1 protein-coding gene is annotated in these 1505 nt (G+C 69.1%); it reads left to right on the forward strand.

Going from position 1 to position 1505, the window contains the following annotated elements:
- The first annotated feature begins 299 nt into the window (after positions 1 to 299).
- Positions 300 to 1475, forward strand: coding sequence for an IS110 family transposase (locus tag ABH920_RS50010; RefSeq protein ID WP_370356986.1), 1176 nt, complete (start codon positions 300 to 302; stop codon positions 1473 to 1475).
- Positions 1476 to 1505: the final 30 nt, after the last annotated feature.

Genomic DNA, 1505 nt, shown 5'->3' on the forward strand with positions numbered 1-1505 from the left:
TCCTAATGATTCTCGGGAGTGAGCCATCCGGCAGACTCCTGGGTGGACAGCCGCTGGCAGGTGAGCACTTGTGTGTCCAGGACTTCGAGTCCTGTCGAAAGACCGTGCCCCTGTCGGTCGGCCGGGAGAGTTGATCGCTGATGGGATGTCGTGCCCGCCGGTTTCGGGCGTGAGCACTGGTTCATTAGGTCGCTGATGGTTCTCCGGCTGGCTGTTGGGTGGAGGTTCTGGATAGAGGAGGGGCGTTGAGGCTGTTCATCGGCGATGACTGGGCCGAGGACCATCACGACGTGGAGCTGATGGATGAGGGTGGCAAGCGGCTGGCCAAGGCCCGGCTGCCGGAGGGCATTGCCGGGATCGCCCGGCTGCACGACCTGGTCGTCAGGGCGCTGGGCGAGACCGCCGAGGACGACGACACCGAGGTCGTGGTGGGGATTGAGACCGACCGGGGCCCGTGGGTGGGCGCACTGCTGGCCGCCGGGTACACCGTGCTGGCGGTGAACCCGCTGACCGCGGCCCGCTACCGGGAACGCCGGGCGGTCTCGGGGGCCAAGAGCGACGCCGCGGACGCGCACATGCTGGCAGACATGGTCCGCACCGACGGCCACCAGCTGCGATCCGTGGCCGGCGACTCCGACCTTGCTGAAGCGATCAAGGTGGTGTCCCGGGCCCACAAGACCCTGATCTGGGAGCGCACCAGGCACACCCAGCGGCTGCGGCATGCCCTGCGGGACTACTTCCCCGCTGCCCTGGCGGCCTTCGAGGACCTGGACGCCCCCGAAGCGCTGGCGCTGTTGGCCAAGGCGCCCGACCCGGCTTCGGCCGCACGGCTGTCCCGCTCGCAGATCGGTGCCGCGCTGACCCGCGCCCGGCGCCGCGATGTGCCGGCCAAGGCCGAGCGGATCCAGGCTGCGCTGCGCGCACCCCAGCTCGGACAGCCCCCGGCGGTCACGGCGGCCTACGCCGTCACCGTGCGGGCTCTGATCGCGGTGCTGATCGTGCTCGAAACGCAGGTCGCTGCCATGCAGCAGGAGGTCCAGGCCCATTTTGGGCAGCACCCGGCCGCTAGGATCGTCGTCTCCCAGCCCGGCCTGGGACCGATCATCGGCGCTCGGGTGCTCGCAGAGTTCGGCGACGACCCGGCCCGCTACGCCACCGCGAAGGCCCGCAAGAACTACGCCGCGACCAGCCCGATCACCCGCGCCTCCGGCAAGAAAAAGGTCGTCGCCGCCCGCTGGGTGCACAACGACCGGCTCATCGACGCCCTGATGCACCAGGCAGAGAAGGCCATCCGCTACTCGCCCGGCGCCCGCGCCTACTACGACAAACAGCGCGCACGCGGCGCCGGCTACAACGCCGCCCTGCGCCAGGTCGCCAACCGCCTGGTCGGCATCCTGCACGGCTGCCTGAAAACCGGCAGCCTCTACAACGAGGCCACAGCCTGGGCAAAACATGGCGAACCTCTCACTACTTGACAGGGCTAGCTACAGGGATGTCTTTCGATG

This window comes from Catenulispora sp. EB89 (assembly GCF_041261445.1).
Taxonomy (GTDB): Bacteria; Actinomycetota; Actinomycetes; order Streptomycetales; family Catenulisporaceae; genus Catenulispora.